18 protein-coding genes are annotated in these 14,590 nt (G+C 30.0%); all 18 read left to right on the forward strand.

From position 1 onward, the window contains the following. Positions 1 to 18: 18 nt before the first annotated feature. The 18 genes from E6771_RS06450 to E6771_RS06535 all read left to right on the forward strand — a co-directional run bounded on the left by E6771_RS06450 (position 19) and on the right by E6771_RS06535 (position 14,440). Complete coding sequence (locus E6771_RS06450; RefSeq protein ID WP_316090395.1) at positions 19 to 969, forward strand: acetyl-CoA carboxylase carboxyltransferase subunit alpha; 951 nt, start codon at positions 19 to 21, stop codon at positions 967 to 969. A 13-nt stretch (positions 970 to 982) separates the two neighbouring features. Next, positions 983 to 1,951 (forward strand): 6-phosphofructokinase, encoded by a 969-nt coding sequence (pfkA, locus tag E6771_RS06455; protein ID WP_316090427.1) that lies wholly within the window; start codon positions 983 to 985, stop codon positions 1,949 to 1,951. 80 nt (positions 1,952 to 2,031) lie between these two features. Continuing rightward, entirely contained in the window at positions 2,032 to 2,346 is a 315-nt protein-coding gene (locus E6771_RS06460; RefSeq protein ID WP_096401919.1) for a DUF496 family protein, read from the forward strand. A 50-nt stretch (positions 2,347 to 2,396) separates the two neighbouring features. Further along, complete coding sequence (gene recR / locus E6771_RS06465; protein ID WP_316090396.1) at positions 2,397 to 2,990, forward strand: recombination mediator RecR; 594 nt, start codon at positions 2,397 to 2,399, stop codon at positions 2,988 to 2,990. A gap of 10 nt (positions 2,991 to 3,000) precedes the next feature. Continuing rightward, positions 3,001 to 4,215: a [FeFe] hydrogenase H-cluster maturation GTPase HydF gene (hydF, locus tag E6771_RS06470; RefSeq protein ID WP_316090397.1), complete on the forward strand. Its 1,215-nt coding sequence runs from the start codon at positions 3,001 to 3,003 to the stop codon at positions 4,213 to 4,215. 3 nt (positions 4,216 to 4,218) lie between these two features. Further along, positions 4,219 to 4,560: a helix-turn-helix domain-containing protein gene (locus tag E6771_RS06475; protein WP_316090398.1), complete on the forward strand. Its 342-nt coding sequence runs from the start codon at positions 4,219 to 4,221 to the stop codon at positions 4,558 to 4,560. Positions 4,561 to 4,639: 79 nt separating this feature from the next. Next, on the forward strand, positions 4,640 to 5,191 hold the full coding sequence (locus E6771_RS06480) for a YbhB/YbcL family Raf kinase inhibitor-like protein (RefSeq protein WP_316090399.1): 552 nt from the start codon (positions 4,640 to 4,642) through the stop codon (positions 5,189 to 5,191). A 138-nt stretch (positions 5,192 to 5,329) separates the two neighbouring features. Next, complete coding sequence (locus E6771_RS06485) at positions 5,330 to 5,731, forward strand: GyrI-like domain-containing protein (protein ID WP_316090400.1); 402 nt, start codon at positions 5,330 to 5,332, stop codon at positions 5,729 to 5,731. 112 nt (positions 5,732 to 5,843) lie between these two features. Further along, complete coding sequence (locus E6771_RS06490; protein ID WP_316090401.1) at positions 5,844 to 6,284, forward strand: hypothetical protein; 441 nt, start codon at positions 5,844 to 5,846, stop codon at positions 6,282 to 6,284. Positions 6,285 to 6,599: 315 nt separating this feature from the next. Continuing rightward, positions 6,600 to 7,496, forward strand: a complete 897-nt coding sequence (locus E6771_RS06495) for an ABC transporter substrate-binding protein (RefSeq protein WP_316090402.1) — start codon at positions 6,600 to 6,602, stop codon at positions 7,494 to 7,496. Positions 7,497 to 7,661: 165 nt separating this feature from the next. Beyond that, on the forward strand, positions 7,662 to 8,582 hold the full coding sequence (locus E6771_RS06500; RefSeq protein WP_316090403.1) for an ABC transporter substrate-binding protein: 921 nt from the start codon (positions 7,662 to 7,664) through the stop codon (positions 8,580 to 8,582). A 36-nt stretch (positions 8,583 to 8,618) separates the two neighbouring features. Next, positions 8,619 to 9,467 (forward strand): ABC transporter permease subunit, encoded by an 849-nt coding sequence (locus E6771_RS06505; RefSeq protein ID WP_316090404.1) that lies wholly within the window; start codon positions 8,619 to 8,621, stop codon positions 9,465 to 9,467. Beyond that, on the forward strand, positions 9,460 to 10,251 hold the full coding sequence (locus E6771_RS06510) for an ABC transporter ATP-binding protein (protein ID WP_316090405.1): 792 nt from the start codon (positions 9,460 to 9,462) through the stop codon (positions 10,249 to 10,251). Before E6771_RS06505 ends, E6771_RS06510 begins: the two co-directional genes overlap by 8 nt. Positions 10,252 to 10,400: 149 nt before the next feature. Then, the gene (locus tag E6771_RS06515; protein WP_316090406.1) at positions 10,401 to 11,243 is read left to right on the forward strand and encodes a WYL domain-containing protein; all 843 of its coding nucleotides are present in this window, start codon (positions 10,401 to 10,403) and stop codon (positions 11,241 to 11,243) included. A 227-nt stretch (positions 11,244 to 11,470) separates the two neighbouring features. Further along, the gene (locus E6771_RS06520; protein WP_316090407.1) at positions 11,471 to 11,692 is read left to right on the forward strand and encodes a FeoA family protein; all 222 of its coding nucleotides are present in this window, start codon (positions 11,471 to 11,473) and stop codon (positions 11,690 to 11,692) included. 99 nt (positions 11,693 to 11,791) lie between these two features. After that, positions 11,792 to 12,022: a FeoA family protein gene (locus E6771_RS06525; RefSeq protein ID WP_316090408.1), complete on the forward strand. Its 231-nt coding sequence runs from the start codon at positions 11,792 to 11,794 to the stop codon at positions 12,020 to 12,022. A gap of 7 nt (positions 12,023 to 12,029) precedes the next feature. Further along, a complete protein-coding gene (gene feoB / locus E6771_RS06530) occupies positions 12,030 to 14,222 on the forward strand; it encodes a ferrous iron transport protein B (RefSeq protein WP_316090409.1) in 2,193 nt (730 codons plus the stop codon). A gap of 50 nt (positions 14,223 to 14,272) precedes the next feature. Then, positions 14,273 to 14,440, forward strand: a complete 168-nt coding sequence (locus E6771_RS06535) for a FeoB-associated Cys-rich membrane protein (RefSeq protein ID WP_316090410.1) — start codon at positions 14,273 to 14,275, stop codon at positions 14,438 to 14,440. The last annotated feature ends 150 nt before the right edge of the window (positions 14,441 to 14,590 follow it).

Below are 14,590 nucleotides of genomic sequence, written 5' to 3' on the forward strand. Positions count from 1 at the left end.
CTTAGGTAGGAGGAAAAAATGGAATTTGAAAAAGAAATAATGGAAATTGAGAAAAAAATAGAGGAATTACAAAAGTTTTCCGAAGAAAAAGGTATAGATTTATCTGATGAAATAGAGAAATTCAAGAAAGCAAGAGATGAAAAACTAAGAACAATATATAAGAACCTAAGTTCATGGGATAAAGTCTTTGTTGCAAGACATCCAGAAAGACCATATACACTGGATTATATAGAAAATATTACTACTGATTTTCTAGAACTTCATGGAGATAGATTATTCAAAGATGATCATGCAATAGTTGGAGGTTTTTGTAAAATTGATGGTAAAAAAGTATTAGTTGTTGGACATCAAAAGGGAAGAACTACTGATGAGAAGATATATAGAAATTTTGGAATGGCTAATCCTGAAGGTTATAGAAAAGCGTTAAGACTTTTTAAAATGGCTGAAAGATTTTCAATTCCTATTTTAACTTTTATAGATACTCCAGGAGCATATCCAGGATTGGAAGCTGAAGAACATGGGCAAGGAGAAGCTATTGCCAGAAATCTTATGGAAATGAGTGGACTTAAAGTTCCAGTTATCTCTGTAGTCATTGGAGAAGGTGGAAGTGGAGGAGCACTTGGACTGGGAGTTTCTGATAGAATATTTATGTTGGAAAATTCAATATATTCAGTTATTTCACCAGAAGGATGTGCAGCAATATTATATAAAGACGCTTCAAGGGCCGAAGAAGCAGCAGAAAGTTTAAAAATATCTGCTCAAAGTTTATTCAGACTTGGAGTTATTGATGGTATTATAGAAGAACCTTTAGGAGGAGCTCACAGAGATCATAAATGTATAGCTCTTAACCTAAAAAATATCATTTTATCATCATTTTCTGAATTAGAAAAAATATCAGTGGAAGAACTAGTAGAAAATAGATATAATAAGTTTAGAAAGATGGGTTCTTTTATTGGGACTGAGATTTAAAGGAGATTGGTATATAATGAAAAAAATAGCAATATTGACAAGTGGTGGAGATTCTCCTGGAATGAATGCTGCTATCAGATCTGCAGCTAAAATAGCAATGAGTAAAGGAATAAAAGTATATGGGATTCAAAGAGGATATCTAGGAATGCTTAATGATGAAATTTTTCCAATGGATGACCGTTTTGTATCTGGAATAATAGACAGAGGAGGAACTCGTTTATTAACAGCAAGATGTCTTGAATTCAAGGATCCTAAATTCAGAGCTATTGCAGCACATAATCTTAAAAAAAGAGAGATAGAAGGAATAGTGGTAATTGGAGGAGATGGATCTTATCGTGGAGCTGATGCACTTTCAAAAGAGCATGCAATAAAGGTAGTAGGGATACCTGGTACAATAGATAATGACATCAAAGGAACTGATTTTACTCTTGGATTTGATACTTGTCTTAATACTATTCTTGATGCTATATCAAAAATTAGAGATACAGCTACTTCTCATGAAAGAACTATTCTTGTAGAAGTAATGGGAAGACATGCTGGGGACTTGGCTCTTCAAGCGTGTATTGCTGGTGGAGGAGATGGAGTTCTTATTCCTGAAATGGATAATCCTATTGAGCTTCTTGCTCTGCAAATAAAAGAAAGAAGAAAGCATGGAAAGCTTCATGATATAGTTTTGGTTGCTGAAGGTGTTGGAAAAGTACAAGATATAGAGGCAGCTTTAAAAGAGAGAATAACTACAGAAGTAAGAAGTGTAGTACTTGGACATGTCCAAAGAGGTGGAACACCATCTGGATTTGATAGAATGCTGGCTACAAGAATGGGAGCAAAAGCTATTGAAATTCTTGAAAATAATGAAGGTGGAGTAATGGTAGGACTTGAAAATAATAGACTTGTCACTCACCCAATATCTTATGCGTGGGATGGAGAAAGAAATTATTCTATAAATGATGACTATGAATTAGCTCTAACTTTAGCAAAATAATTTAATAGTATTGAAAATTTTTTAATATTATTATAAAATATATAAGGTAGGATAAAATTCCAATCTTTAGGGAGGAAATTATGGATAGTGTATTAGAACTTGTGAGAAAAACTAGAAGAAAAAATAAAATAAAGAGAGAAATTGAAGATAATGACAGAAAGATAAGAGATAACAGAAAAAGAGTAGAACTTCTTTTAAATCTTAAAGAGTATCTCAAACCTGAGATGAGTTATGAAGAGATAATGGACATTGTGGAAAATATGCAGTCTGATTATGAAGATAGAGTAGATGACTATATCATAAAAAATGCAGAACTAGGAAAAGAAAGAAGAGATATTAATAAAACTATAAAAGATTTGAAAAAATCTTTTAAAGAAACTGCAACAAATAATTAATTTGAGGGAAAGCTGGATAACTCCAGCTTTTTTTGTAAGGAGAGGGATTTATGGCAACTAAAAGTTTGGAAAGACTGATTGATGAATTTAATAAACTCCCTGGAATAGGGAGAAAAAGTGCAACAAGATTAGCATTCCATATTCTTGAAATGAGTGAAGAACAAGTAGAAAAATTTTCAGAAGCTATGAAAGAGGTTAAAAAAACTATAAAAAAATGTCCTGTGTGTGGAGATTTTTGTGAAAATGACTTATGTAACATATGTGCAGATGAAACAAGAGATAAAGATATAGTTTGTGTTGTGGAAGATAGCAGAGATATAATATCTTTTGAGAAAACAGGAAAATATAATGGAACTTACCATGTGTTGAATGGAAAAATAGCTCCATTAAATGGAATGACACCAGATAAGCTCAATATAAAGTCTCTTTTGGAAAGAGTGGCAGTAACAGATATAACTGAAGTTATACTTGCACTTAATCCTGATTTAGAAGGAGAAACTACTTCTCTTTATTTGACAAAATTGTTAAAACCTTTTGGAGTCAAAATAACTAAAATAGCAAGTGGAATTCCGATAGGTGGAAATATTGAGTTTGCAGATACTGCAACCATTTCCAAAGCTTTAGATGGAAGGCATGAAGTTTAAAGGAGGAAAAATGATAGAAACACCCAGAGGAAACAGAGTTCATATAGCTATATTTGGAAGGACTAATGCAGGAAAATCAAATCTGATAAATTGTTTGACTAATCAAAAAATTTCCCTTGTGTCTGAAGTAAAAGGAACTACTACAGACCCTGTATATAAGGCTATGGAGCTTTTACCAATAGGACCAGTAGTATTTATAGATACAGCTGGAATAGATGATACAAGTGTCATTGGGGCACTTAGAATTGAAAAAACCATAGAAATTTTAAATAAGATGGATATGGCTATTTTTGTAATATCTGCAGAAACTATTTTAGAAGATAAAGCTCTTTCTTATGAGCAGGGGTGGATAAAAAAAATAAAAAATAAAAGAAAACCCTTTATAACTGTTTTAAATAAAATAGATATAGTTAACGAGAAAGAAAAGTTTGAAAATGAAATAATAGAAGCAGAAAAAAAATTAGGGCTGAAATTTATTCAAATCAGCAGTGAAAATGGTTTGAATATAGATGTACTAAGAAATGAGATAATAGAAAAATCTCCTAAGTTTATTGAAGGAGAAATACTGATTGGAGATAAAATAAAAAGAGGAGATAAAATTCTTCTTGTGGTTCCACAGGATATCCAAGCTCCTAAAGGGAGATTAATACTCCCACAGGTACAAGTATTAAGAGATATATTGGATTTTGGCGGCATTCCTGTGATGACTACATTACATCAATTGGATGAAGCTTTAAAAATATTTGATGGAAAACCAGATCTTGTGATAACAGATTCACAAGTATTTAAAATAGTTGATGAAAAATTGAACAAAAATATTCCATTGACATCTTTTTCTATAATAATGGCAAGGGCGAAAGGAGATTTAAAAACTCTTTATGCAGGGGCGAAAAAGATAAATGAATTAAAGTCTGGTGATAAAGTGCTGATAGCTGAAGCCTGTACACATCATCAATTAAAAGGAGATATAGCAAGAGAGAAAATTCCAATGCTTCTTAAGAAAAAAGTTCCAGGAATTATAATAGAGAACTCTTCAGGAAAAGATTTTCCAAAAGATTTAACAAATTATTCTTTAGTTATACATTGTGGTTCTTGTATGCTTAACAGAGCAGAAACTATGAGTAGAATAGAAAAATGTTTGGATATAACAAATTTTGGACTTATAATAGCTGAACTAAATGGGATATTAGATAGAGTTGTAGATATTTTTGACTTAAAGAGGTAAAAAGTGACTAAAAAAATGATAACATGTCCTCTTGAACTTACCCAAGAGATCTTGAAGAAAAAATGGACTTCAATAATACTTTGGAGATTGAGACTAGGTTCAATGAGGATAAGGGATTTTAAAAAAGATATAAAGGGATGTAATGAAAAAATGCTCATAGAACATCTTAATGAACTTTTAAAGACAGGATTAGTAATAAAAATTGAACATGAAGATATTTATCCAAAGCATAGTGAATATCTTCTGACAGTTATGGGCTGGGAGCTTCTTCCCATACTTGAAAAAATGCAGAACTTTGGAATAAAGTATCTTTTGGATAAAAATTTAACTGAAGAAAAAATATAACTTACAAAAAAGTGAGTTATTTACATTAATTTAATATACATTTATAATCTAATCAAGAAGCAGCAAGAGGAGGTTGTAAATGAAAAAATTTATATTTATTTTAATGATTTTATTGGGGGTGAATTCTATGGGAATGACATTGGAAAGCAAGGGAATAAAAGATGGTAATATTTCTATTGAGTATGGAAAATATGGAGATAATATCATAGATGGAATGCCAACTCTTTCTATTCCTTTAAAATGGAGAGATGTGCCGAAAGGGACGAAATCTTTTGTACTTGTAATGGAAGATTATGATGCTGTACCTGTTTCAGGATTTTCATGGATACATTGGATAGCTCTGATTCCAGGAGATTATACAGAATTAAAAGAAAATGCCAGTAGAGATGACAAGAAGATTTTACAAGGAATAAACAGCTGGGTATCATCAATGGGAGGACTGGATAGAGAGAAAGCTTCATTTTATGGTGGACCTGCACCACCTGACAGAGAACATACTTATATTTTTAAATTATGTGCTTTAGATAAAGAAATAAAAATTGATGGAACATTTTATTTAAATGAAGTATATAAAGCAATGAAGGGACATATTCTTGGAAGTGCTGAATTAGAAGGAAATTATAATAACTAAAATATGAGCAAATTAAAGAAATAAAGAAGATGATTTTTAAAATCATCTTCTTTTTTGCCTTTTTTGAAAAAATATATTAAAATATAATAAACGAAAATATTCATCTACTGAAATTATATTATAAAGGAGAGCTGCTTTATGGAAAAAGTGTATGTTTTATCTGAAAAAAGATTAAATAATTTTAAAGATTCAGATATTGCAGAAAAAATACAAAAATTATGGTATGAGACAAATCTTAAAATACCTCAGGAAAAAGAAATAAGTAAGTATGGGATATATTCTGAATATGAAAGTAATTATAAAGGGGATTATACTCTTTTTATAGGTGTTGATGGAGCAGCGTCCTATAAAGAAATAATTATTGAGGAAGAAAACTATCAAGTTTTTTCTGTAGATACTTCTTCTCCATATGGAATTATAATGGCATGGGAGAAGATATGGGAAATGGAAGAAAAAGGACTTTTAAATAGAGCATACACAGTGGATTATGAGAAATATTATCCAGATGGAAAAGTAGAAATTTTTATTGCTCTAAAATAATATCTTTTCATTCTTAAAAAAATATGATAGAATAAGTTGACCGATAGGTCACTTGTGTGTTTGTATATTATTTTTTATTTTATACATAGTTGGAAATACTGGAGGGATATATATGAAAAAATTAATAATAGTAGGGATATTGACAATGTCAGCTATAGCTAATGCAAGCTGGTGGGGAAGTATGAGTGGTGGAACAAGAGCAGCTATTATAGGAGGTTCAGCACTTATATTAAATAATAGTTATCAAAATAGTGAAATAAAGCACCAGAGAGATTTAGATCAATTGGATACAAATATAAGAAGAGATTATGAAAGACAGGCAGTAGCTCAAAATGCTCGTTATAAATATGGAAATTCAGGAGTTCCTGCAAGATTAAATACTGTAACAGCTAATAATTATAGTGGAGGATACAATAATAATTATAATGGAAATTATAATAATGGATATGTTAATCAGCAAGCTACTCAGAGAAGTGGGAGAGTAGTTTACTCAGATGGAAGAACTCAAATAATAGAATTATCTGATGGAACAAGAATAACTATTAATCAATAAAAATAAATTTGACATTCTAAAAAAAATAGTGTATTCTTCTTTATAAGAAAAAATAAAAAATGGAGGTGAACAAAAATGATAAATAGATTTACTTGGTGGTGGCAAAATAGACTTCACAAATTTAATATTAGACAGGTGGATCAGGTTTTGTCATAGATGTTCATTTCAAAAAAATATATACTTTTAATTTTAGTGTGTATTTAAGGCCTGTTCCAAATGAACAGGTTTTTTTATTTTATATGAAAATAATTGTTTGTTAAGCCTTGTCTGAATCTGACAGGGCTTTTTATTTTTTAATATTTCAAGGAGGGAAAAATGAAAAAAATATTTATTTTGCTTTTAGTTATTTTATGTGCAGCATGTGGAACAGAAAAACAAAAAAAGGTAGACATAGGAATTACACAGATAGTTGAGCATCCTTCATTAGATGATGTCAGAAAAGGAGTAATAGAAGCTCTTAAAGAAAAAGGATATGGAGAGAATAAAATAAATATTAATTATAAAAATGCACAGGGAGATTTTGGAACTGCACAGGTAATAGCTCAGGAATTTAATAATACCAGTGATGTGATAATTGCTATATCTACACCAAGTGCACAAGCAGCTGTGAATAATATAAAAAATAAACCTATATTTTTTTCTGCTGTAGTTAATCCAGAAAATGCTGGGATACTTAGAAAAAATGTAACAGGAGTAAGTGATAAATCACCAGTACAAAAGCAGGTACAGCTTATAGAAAAACTTTTACCAGAAGCAAAAAATATAGGAATTGTTTATAATACAAGTGAACAGAACTCTTTTTATCTGACAGAGGAATTCACTAAAGTTGCAGAAGAAAAAGGTTATATAGTAAAGATAAAAGGAATAAGTAATATCAGTGAAATGGCTTCTGCCTTAGATACACTTCTTCCCACAATAGATGTTCTTTATACTTCAATAGATAATACAGTTGCTTCTACTTATCCTCTTATTGTTGAGAAGAGCAATAAAGCAAATAAGCCAATAATAGGAGCAACAAAAAGTTTTGCAGATCAAGGAGCACTTGCAATAGATGGGATATCTGATTATCAGGTAGGATATCAAACAGGGGAAATGGTGGCTAAATATCTAAATGGAGAGAAGATAGAAAACATTCCATATGAGGTTGTAGAAAAGTCAGAAATACATATAAATAAAGATGTTGCGAAAAAATTTGGCATAAAAGGAGAATAGTACGAACAGATTTTGAAAAATAATATTTGTGAATCCTTGTAAAATAAAGGTTTAGGAAATACAAAGTGGAACAAATAAGTATTTTAATTGTTATCTATAAGAATAATGGTTTTAATGGTATTATAACCCTATGAAATAAAAATTAGTTCATAGGGGGAATATAAAATGAAAAAAATACTTATGCTGTTAATGGGACTTTCAATAGTGGCTTTTGGAAAGGAACCAGCAAAAATAAAAATAGGAATCACTCAAATAATGGAACATCAGTCTTTGGATTCTGCCAGAGAAGGTTTTATAAAAGCACTTAAAGATGGAGGTTATGGAGAAGCGAAGATAGACTATCAAAATGCACAGGGAGATTTTGGAACTGCACAAATGATAGCTAATTCATTTGTTCAAGATGAAAAAGATATCATATTAGCAATTTCAACACCAAGTGCACAAGCAGCTTATAATGCAACTAAAAAAATTCCCATTCTTATAACAGCAGTGACAGATACTGAAAGTGCAGGATTAGTTGGAGAAAATATAACAGGAACAAGTGATGCTGCTCCAATATATAAACAGCTTGAAATAATAACAAAACTTTTACCAGAGGCTAAGAAAGTGGGAATTATTTATAATACAAGTGAACAAAATTCACAAGTTCAAGTAGCACAAGCAAAAACAGAGGCGGCAAAATTAGGATTAGAAATAGTGGAAACAGGAATTACAACAATAAATGATATGGCCATTGGTTTAGATTCTCTTCTTCCAAAAGTAGATGTACTTTATACACCTACAGATAACTTAGTAGTTGCTTCAACTCCACTTTTGTTAGAAAAAGCTAATAAAGCAGGAAAACCAGTTATAGGAAGTGTTGAAGATCAAGTAATACAGGGAGCATTAGTTACTGAAGCAATAGATTATGAAAGATTAGGGTATCAAACTGGAGAAGCTGCTGTACAAGTTTTAAATGGAACTGCACCAAATACTATTCCAATAGAAACTTTAAAAGATACTCAGTTAATAATAAATAAAAAAGCAGCAGAAAAATATAAGGTAGATCTTTCATCAAAAACTTTAGAAGGAGCTAAGCAATATTAATGATTTAATGATGAAAGAGGAGAAAAGGAGATAGAGATGTTATTAGGAACATTAGAACAAAGTTTTATTTTTGCAGTAATGGTACTGGGAGTTTATATATCATATAAAATACTGGATTTTCCAGATATGACAGTAGATGGAAGTTTTCCTTTAGGAGCAGCAGTAGCAGCAGCTTCTATAATGAAAGGATTAAATCCTGTACTGGCACTTATTTTGGCTATGGCAGCAGGAGCAGCAGCAGGTTTTATTACAGGAATGATCCATGTAAAGCTGAGAGTTACAAATCTTCTGGCTGGTATAATCGTCATGACAGGACTTTACAGCATAAATTTAAGAATAATGGGAAAATCAAATATACCTCTATTTTCAGTGAAACATCTTTTTAATGGAAATACTTCAGCTATTATTGTAGTGGCTGTTATTCTTCTTATAGTGAAATTAGTAATAGATTTTCTTTTGAAAACAAAATTTGGGTTTGCACTTAAAGCACTTGGAGATAATGAAAGTTTGATAATTTCATTGGGATTGAATGAAAAAACATTAAAAATATATGGACTTATGCTTGCAAACAGTCTTGTGGCTCTGTCAGGAGCCATACTTGCACAATACCAAGGGTTTGCTGATGTAGGAATGGGAACTGGAACTATCATTACAGGTCTGGCTTCTATAATAATTGGAGATGCACTCTTTGGAAAGAAGAAAGTAATAAAAATATCAATGATGGTAATATTAGGAACAATAATATATAGAACAATAATTGCTTTATCCTTGAAAATTGGAATGAATGCAAGTGATTTAAAACTTATAACTTCAGCACTTGTAGTAATAATAATTTTCTTGAAAGAAAAAAAACATCTGTTAAAAGGAGGGATTGTGAATGCTTAACATAAATAATGTGGAGAAAAGTTTTCAGAGTGAATTAGGAAGTATAAAAAGAGTATTTAAAGGACTAGATCTTCATGTTGAAAAAGGAGATTTTATCTCTATAATAGGAAGCAATGGAGCAGGGAAATCCACTCTTTTAGATACTATAACTGGAAATATTGTGCCTGATAGTGGAACTATAGATATAGATGGAAGAGATATTACAAATCTTCCAAGATATAAAAGAGGAAGTTTTATATCTAAAGTGTATCAAAATCCAGCAATGGGAACAGCTCCTTCTATGACAGTATTTGAAAATCTCTCAATGGCAGATAACAAAGGAAAAAGATTTGGATTTACATTGGGATTAAATAAAAAGAGAAAGGAGTATTACAGATCACTTTTAAAAGAACTTGATTTAGGTATAGAAGATCAAATGGATACAGAGGTTGGCTCATTATCTGGAGGACAAAGACAGTGTCTTGCCTTGATAATGGCTACTTTAAATAAACCTCAGGTTCTTTTATTAGATGAGCATACAGCAGCTCTTGATCCAAAAACTTCTAAGATAATAATGGATAAGACAAGAGAAATAGTAGAAAAAAATAATATATCTACTCTCATGATAACTCATAATCTTCAAGATGCAATAAATTATGGAAATAGACTCATTATGCTTCATGAAGGAGAGATATTGATAGATGTAAGAGGAAATGAAAAGAAAAACCTTACACCTGAAAAATTATTAAGAATATTCAATAAAAAAGAGGCTGGTTTAAAAGATAGCGAACTTTTTTCTGCATAACAAAATTAAATATTAAATAATCAGAAGCTAACTTAAAACTAAAGTTAGTTTCCATTTTTAATTTCAGAAAATTAATTATATCTGGTTTTCATATTTCTGCCTTTGTGGTATAATATTTAAAGATATTCTAAAAAGGAGAGCAAAGGAAGATGAAGAAAATCAGGGTTACAGTACCAGAAGATATCTGGCGTCTTATGAAAAATGATATCGAAGAATTTGGAATAAATAATAATAAACTTTGCAATTATATCCTTGAAAGATTTAAATATAATAGAAAAATGGATGTGGAAAAACTTTTAGAAACCCAAGGAAGACCATTAAAAAAAATAATTCAATTTGATTTGAATGTTTCCAATAGAGAAATATATTATGATGTATTAAAAGCTAATGAAGTAGATATAGAAGCTGAATATTTTAGAGATTTATTTGAGCTGTATACTTCTAAATTTAAATATCAAAGAGAAATTTTTATATTTGAAGACAGGGTAAAAATGATATTAGAGGGAATAAAAGATAAAAAGAAAATAAAGATAAAATACTTGAAGAGAGTATTTAATGTAGAGCCTTATTTTATAAAAAGAGAAGAAAGAGGAGATGAAAATTTTCTTTTTTGCTATGATGAAGAAAAAAAGAATTATGCTAACTTTAAATTGAAAGAATTAGAAATAATTTCTATATTAGATGAAAAAATAAAAGGTAAGGATAAAAAATATATAGAAAATATTCGTAAAAATTTTGATCCATTTTTAGGAAATGGGAATATTGTAAAAGTGAGATTGACAGAAGAAGGAGACAGTCTTTTAAAGAGTTTTACCAATTACCGTCCAAAACTTATAAAAAAAGAGGGAGATATATATTTTTTTGAAGCAGCTAATGAGAATGCTAAACTATATTTCAGACAATTCTCAAAAGAAGCAGAAATATTGGAACCTAAAAGTTTGAGAGAAGAAATAAAAAATGAATATTTGGAAGTTTTAGAATTATACAAATAAAAAATATATCAAAGCTATATTTTGAAAAGGAAAATATAGCTTTAGAAACATAGATCAGCTTGAGAATTATAAGGTTTGTTCTCAATTTGATCTTTTTTAATTAAAATAGTTTAAAAAATACATATTTTAACAGTCAAACCTTTTCTATTGACAAATTTTTCTTTTTTGATATAATGTATTATATAAAATGAGGGAAGAAAGATTTTGTTTCATTGGGAGGGATAGTTATGTTATCATTAGCTTTTGCTGAACCTAATAAAGAATTAATTATAAAAGATATAAAAGGAACAGGATGTTGCAAAGGAAAACTTCTTGAAAAAGGGTTTTGTGTAGGAAATAAAGTCTGTGTTTTAAGAGATGGAACAGATTCTATAGTTGTAAAAATAAATAGCAGTAAATATGCCCTTAATTTTGGATTAGCAAATAAAATATTTGTAGAAAATAAATAAAATATAAGCATGCAGCCTATATAGGCTGCTATTCTTTAGAAAAAATACTTTGATTTACAAAAGATTTTTATTTTTAATTATTATATATGGAGGCAGATTATGAAATTGTGTGATTTAAAAAATGGAGAGAAAGCAAAGATTGTGAAGATTGGAAAAATTGGAGAATTGAAAAAAAGATTGGTAGACATGGGAATAACTGCTGGAGAAGTAATAAAACTGGAAAGAAATGCTCCATTGGGGGATCCACAGGAATATATAATAAAATCTACAGGTATAGCAATAAGAAAAGAAGATGCTAAAAATATTGAAGTTGAAAAGATAGAGGGGTAGATAGAAGATGATAAAATTAGCTTTTACAGGAAATCCAAATGTAGGGAAATCGGCACTTATCAATGCAATAGCAGGTTCAAAGCTTAAAGTAGGAAACTGGCCTGGAGTAACAGTAGAAAAGAAAGAAGCAATATTTAACTATAAAGGAGAGGAAATAAGACTTGTTGACCTTCCAGGAGTTTATAGTTTAAGTCCATATACTTTGGAAGAAAAAATAACAAGAGATTTTATTCTTGATGAAGATCCAGATGTAGTTATTAATGTAATTGATTCTACTAATTTAGAAAGAAATCTTTATTTAACTTATCTTATAAAAGAATTAGAAAAACCAACAATTATAGCTCTAAATTTTTATGATGAATTTACTAAATTAAATTATAAATTAAATTTAGAAGAATTTCAAGAATTAATAGAGTTAAAAGCTGTTCCAGTATCTGCTTTAAAAGGTACAGGAATTGAAGATTTACTAGATTCAATAATAGAACTAGCTGCTGAAAAAGGAAAAATAAAAAAATATTCACTTCCTTTTGATGATGGAATAATGAATGCAGTAAGAGATATAGAGAAAAAGATAACTTTAGATGAAAAATTTAAAAATATACTAAAGGAATTTCCAGCTGAATACCTTGCTATAAAATTAATAGAAAGGGATAGTCATTTAATAGAAAAACTTAAAAATAGATATGATATTAATTTAAGTGGTGTCTTTGAAGAAGAAATAGTTAAAATGGAAGAAAAATATGATAATGATAGTGAAACTATTTTAGCAGAAGGAAGATATGGAGCAGTTAATGGTATACTTGCTCGTACTTTTACTACCTCTATAAAATCAAGACTTGATTTTACAGATAAAGTGGATAAAATATTATTAAATAAAGTTTTTGGACTTCCTCTATTTTTATTGATAATGGCAGGAGTGATGGGATTTGTATTTAATGGTAGTGCTCCATTTATAGATTGGGTAGATGGATTCATAAATGGATATATAGGAAAATATGTAAGAGTTCTTGTAGAAGGAACTCCAGATTGGTTAAATTCACTTATAGTAGATGGAATAATAGGAGGAGTAGGAGGAGTTCTAGTATTTGTTCCTGTTATGGTATTTCTTTATTTCTTCCTTGCAATATTAGAAGAAAGTGGATATATGTCAAGAGTAGCATTTTTAATGGATAAAATAATGAGAAAATTAGGATTAAATGGGAAAGCATTTGTTCCTATGGTAGTAGGGTTTGGATGTTCTGTTCCAGCTATCTATGCAACAAGAACGTTAGAAGATGAAAGTTCAAGAAAGATGACAGCAGCAATGGCTCCATTTATGTCATGTGGAGCAAGACTTCCTGTATATGGACTTTTTACAGCAGCTTTCTTTGGAGCTAAAGCAGGAATAATAGTTATGTCTTTGTATGTTTTAGGAATAGTTGTAGCTATTCTTGTTGGACTTGCTCTTAAGAATGTAAAAGGATTTAAAACTGATAATAAAGCTTTATTAATAGAGCTTCCACCATATAGAGTTCCAAGTTTAAAAGTCATTTTGAATTCAACTTGGATGAGAGTATCTGAATATTTAAAAAGAGCAACAACTATAATTATGGGAATTTTGATAATTTTATGGACACTTACATATTTTCCTGGAAAAGGAGATGCCAGTGTATCGTATATAGCTAAATTTGGACATGCATTTGCTCCAATAATGAGACCTACTGGTTTTGGAGATAGATGGGAAACTGTAGCAGCTATTCCACCAAGTATTGCAGCTAAAGAGATAGTAGTAGGATTTATGGCACAGGTACTTCCATTAGAGGATGCTGAAGCTGAAGAGGAAGAAGAAGCAACAACATTTGCAGAAGACACAATTGAGCAAATAAAAGGTTTAGGCGGGGCAATAAAGGATTCAGTAGTTGGAATGCTCAGCTTTGATCTAGAAGGCCTTTTTGTAACTCCTGATGAAGAAGAAATAGAAGAAGAAGGAAGAGGAATTGTACAGGCTACAGCAAATTTATGGCCAAATGATAACTTAGCTCCATTAAGAGCATATTCATTCATGGCATTCATTCTTCTTGTAGTACCATGTGTAGCAACTCTAGCAGCAATAAAACAGGAATTTGGATGGAGATATTTAGGATTTGTAGTATCAATAATGCTTATAGTACCATATGTTGTTTCAATATTGATGTTCCAAGTAGGAAGATTGTTTTTTTAATTAATTCTTTTGGGAAAGGTTTATTTTCAAAAAGAAGGAGATGAAGATAAATGAAAACTATCATATTGATAATAATAGTAGCAATTATAATTTTTTATTCTCTTAAAAGCGTTTATAAAATGCTAAAAGGAGAAAGTGGATGTGGTTGCGGCAGTTCAGGATGTAAGGGAAAAGGTTGTGGAACTGATGGAAAATGTAGTGGTCATGAACATAAATAAAAATTAAAGAAAGTATAAAATATAAGCAGGTTTGAATAGGAATTTTTATTCAGGCCTGTTTTTTATTTTTTTAAGATGAAATAAAGATAATTAATAAAAGGAAAAGAATATTTTTACTTGAAAAATCATGTGAGAATGCTATAATTAACT

Source organism: Fusobacterium sp. (assembly GCF_032477075.1).
GTDB lineage: Bacteria > Fusobacteriota > Fusobacteriia > Fusobacteriales > Fusobacteriaceae > Fusobacterium_A.